Annotated in this window: 4 protein-coding genes; 2 read left to right on the top strand and 2 right to left on the bottom strand. The window is 70.8% G+C overall.

What is annotated here, in order from left to right; genetic code table 11:
* Positions 1-787 (bottom strand): LysR family transcriptional regulator (locus tag FV223_RS23770; RefSeq protein ID WP_147729293.1); only part of this gene is annotated, 787 nt, incomplete at its 3' end.
* 297 nt (positions 788-1,084) lie between these two features.
* Here FV223_RS23770 and FV223_RS23765 point away from each other — a divergent pair.
* Positions 1,085-1,321: a hypothetical protein gene (locus tag FV223_RS23765; protein WP_147729292.1), complete on the top strand. Its 237-nt coding sequence runs from the start codon at positions 1,085-1,087 to the stop codon at positions 1,319-1,321.
* On the top strand, positions 1,318-1,530 hold the full coding sequence (locus FV223_RS23760; RefSeq protein WP_147729291.1) for a hypothetical protein: 213 nt from the start codon (positions 1,318-1,320) through the stop codon (positions 1,528-1,530). Before FV223_RS23765 ends, FV223_RS23760 begins: the two co-directional genes overlap by 4 nt.
* Positions 1,531-1,638: 108 nt before the next feature.
* Here the strand turns inward: FV223_RS23760 and FV223_RS23755 are convergent, their stop codons facing one another.
* Positions 1,639-2,964, bottom strand: a complete 1,326-nt coding sequence (locus FV223_RS23755; protein ID WP_147729290.1) for an MFS transporter — start codon at positions 2,962-2,964, stop codon at positions 1,639-1,641.
* Positions 2,965-3,258: the final 294 nt, after the last annotated feature.

The following is a 3,258-nucleotide window of genomic DNA, read 5'->3' as shown; positions in this document are numbered from 1 at the left end:
GCGCTTCGAGGGCGTCGCGTTCCGCCCCCTCGAAGCGCAGACGCTCGGCCGCCGCCGGCACCAGGGCGACCCCGAGGCCGGCACGCACCAGTGCCAGGATCGAGTGGATCTGCGTCAGCTGCTGCAGGATGCGCGGCTGGATGCCGGCCTCGGCGAACAGGCCGCGGACGAGGTCGTGGAAGTAGTGCGCCTCGTTCGGCGCGTAGGCGATGAACGGTTCGCCGTCGAGGTCCGCCAGCGTCAGGCCCGCGTGCGCCGCCAGGCGATTGCCGGCGGGCACGGCGACCACCATCGGCTCGGCCAGCGCCCGCACGGAGGCGAGGTCGGGATGGGTGACCGGCGGGCGCACCAGCGCCGCGTCGATGCGCCCGGCCAGCAGTTCCTCGACCTGATCCTTGGTCACCATCTCGCGCAGCGCGAGCGTCACGTCCGGCAGCGCGGCCCGGGCGGCGATGACGAGGCGGGGCAGGAAGTCGTAGGCCGAAGCCGCCGTGAACCCGAGCTTGAGCACCCCGGCCCTTCCGGCCGCGACCTGGCGGGTGACGTGGGTCGCGGTCTCGGCGAGCCGCAGGATGCGCTGCGCCTCGGGCAGGAAGCTGCGCCCGGCCGCGGTCAGGCGCACCGAGCGGCTGGTGCGGTCGAGGAGCTGCACGTCGAGGATGCGCTCCAGGACCTGGATCTGCCGCGAGAGCGGCGGCTGGGTCATGTTCAGCCGGGCGGCGGCCCGGCCGAAATGCAGCTCCTCGGCGACGGCCGCGAAGCACCGGAGCTGGCTGAAGTCGAACATGCGCGATCCTGGAAAGGCGACCCGGGTTGCGACGTGCCTGGATTGATCGCATCCCGATGCCGGTCGCGGCGAGACGGATGATGGCAGCAAAGCTTCGATCGGTCTCGTCGGCCTGCCTCGCGATGCGCTTGAACGCCTTCGGCTTGCGGAAGACGGTCTCGATCGGGTGGCGTCGCTTCGGCGAGGTGGGTCGTCACGGGCACGTTCGACTTCGCCGTCGTTGACGTTCGTCCGATCGTCCCTCATATTGCGGACATGTTCGCGGGAGTTCCCCGGCTAAATTGCAGGACGACCCCGATGGCCGGCACATCCGCTCCGAACAGCCTCGACATCGCCGAGCAGGTCGCTCGCGTCCTCCGGTCGAACGCCGAGACCCAGAAATTCATTGAGGAACAGGCTAAGCTGCGCGCCGAGGCCGACAAGCTGACGCGCGAGCGAGCCTTGGCACCCTGGCAGATCGCCCTGTCCGGCATGGCCGCGGGTGCTGCGCTGTTCGGCGCGGGCGCCGCCTTCATCAAGGTGTTGGGCGGGTGACTGCCAGCCGCCTCCGCGACGTGCTCGCCCGGCTGCGCTGGTCGCAACGGGGCTTCGCTCAGGCCCTGGCCTGCGATGACCGCCTGGTGCGCCGTTGGGCCTCCGGCGACGCCGCGATCCCACCCGACGTCGCAGGCTGGCTCGAAGCGCTGGCCGAGGCGCATGCCCGCCATCCCGTGCCCGAGGGGTGGCGGCGGCGGTCCGCTTGAGCCGGTTGCGCGGACGTGTTCTGCGGGTCCGCGCAACCTGCGACCGGTCTGGAAGCCGGGCCGGAGACGTGTCGCCTTTGAAGCGTTGCCTTGCCGGCGCGAGCCCGCTCAGCGCAGCTCCACCCGCCGGATCTCGCCGACGACGACGAGGTAGCAGAACACGGCGACGAGCGCGTTCAGCCCGACGAACACCAGCGCGCCGTTGAACGACCCCGTCTGCTGCACGATGTAGCCGATCGCGATCGGGGTGGTGATGCCGGCGGTGTTGCCGAAGGTGTTGAACAGCCCGCCCGAGAGGCCGCCGCCCTGGCGCGGCGAGGTGTCGGAGACGACCGCCCAGCCGAGCGCCCCGACGCCCTTGCCGAAGAAGGCGAGCGCCATCAGCCCGACCACGAGCGCGTCGGTCTGGACGTAGTTGCAGCCGACGATGACCATCGACAGCAGCATCCCGCCGACGATCGGGATCTTCCGCGATGCGGTCAGCGACCAGCCGCGCTTGAGCAGCCGGTCCGAGATCCAGCCGCCCAGGATGCCGCCGACGAAGCCGCAGAGCGCCGGCAGCACCGCGGCGAAGCCCGCCTGCAGGATCGACAGGCCGCGCTCCTTCACGAGGTAGACCGGGAACCAGGTCAGGAAGAAGTACGTCAGCGTGGTGATGCAGTACTGCCCGACGTAGATCCCGAGCAGCATGCGGTTGGCGAGCAGCTGCCGGATCGTGCGGCCGGCGTCGACCTGGGCCACGCCCGCGTCGCGGCCGTCCATGTCGAGGAGGGCGCCGCCCGCCTCGATGTAGTCGCGCTCCCCCTGGTTGATCGCGGGGTGCTCCTTCGGCCCGTAGATCACCTGGGTCCACAGCAGCGCGAAGGCGATGCCGAGCGCGCCCATCAGGGTGAAAACGTGGTGCCAGCCGTAATGGTGGACGACGAAGCCCATCAGCGGCGTGAACAGCACGGTGGCGAAGTACTGCGAGGCATTGAAGAAGGCCGAGGCGGTGCCGCGCTCGGCGGTGGGGAACCACGCCGCGGTGATCCGGGCGTTGGCCGGAAACACCGGCGCCTCGGCGAGGCCGACGAGCAGGCGCAGGCCGAACAGCACCGCCACCGCGGTGAAGCCGGTGAAGAAGCCGACCGCCCCCTGCATCAGCGTGAAGGCCGACCACAGGAAGATCGCGCCGGCATAGACCCACTTCGCGCCGTAGCGGTCGAGCAGCCAGCCGCCGGGCAGCTGCGCCAGGACGTAGGACCAGGCGAAGGCGGAGAAGACGTAGCCCATCGCCACCGCATCGAGGCCCAGGTCCTTGGCCAGCGACGGGCCGGCGATGGAGAGCGTCGCGCGGTCGGCGTAGTTGATGGTGGTGGCGATGAAGAGCATCGTCACGATGAGGAGCCGCACGCGGCTGCGCTTCACCGCGGTCATGGCGAGACCCGCGCTCATACGACCTTCTCCCTGAAGGCGGACCGCCCGGCCGGTGCCGCGGCGGACAGCGGCCGTTCTCTGAAGGCCCCTCGACGGGGCCCCGGCGGCCGCTTGCGATCTCAGGTTAGGAGCGTCCCCGGCGCGGCGTCCAACTCAAAGGCTGGATGGATCGATGCGGCGCGCGCATCGATCGGCGGCGGGAAAGCGACGGGATGACGATGGTCGGGATGAGCGGGGGTGGGGCTTGAGCGCTCGGTACGGGCTGGAGATTCGGGCGGCCAGCGCCGCCGACGCGCCGGGGCTCGCCGCGCT

The sequence above is a fragment of the Methylobacterium sp. WL116 genome (genome assembly GCF_008039455.1).
Taxonomy (GTDB): Bacteria; Pseudomonadota; Alphaproteobacteria; order Rhizobiales; family Beijerinckiaceae; genus Methylobacterium.
The sequence above is the reverse complement of the archived record's forward strand: the minus strand, read 5'-3'. Positions and strand labels throughout refer to the sequence as shown.

Excerpts from the sequence above, each read along its gene's own strand:
- FV223_RS23755 (WP_147729290.1), bottom strand. The coding sequence starts at position 2,964 with ATGAGCGCGGGTCTCGCCATGACCGCGGTGAAGCGCAGCCGCGTGCGG.
- FV223_RS23765 (WP_147729292.1), top strand. The coding sequence starts at position 1,085 with ATGGCCGGCACATCCGCTCCGAACAGCCTCGACATCGCCGAGCAGGTC.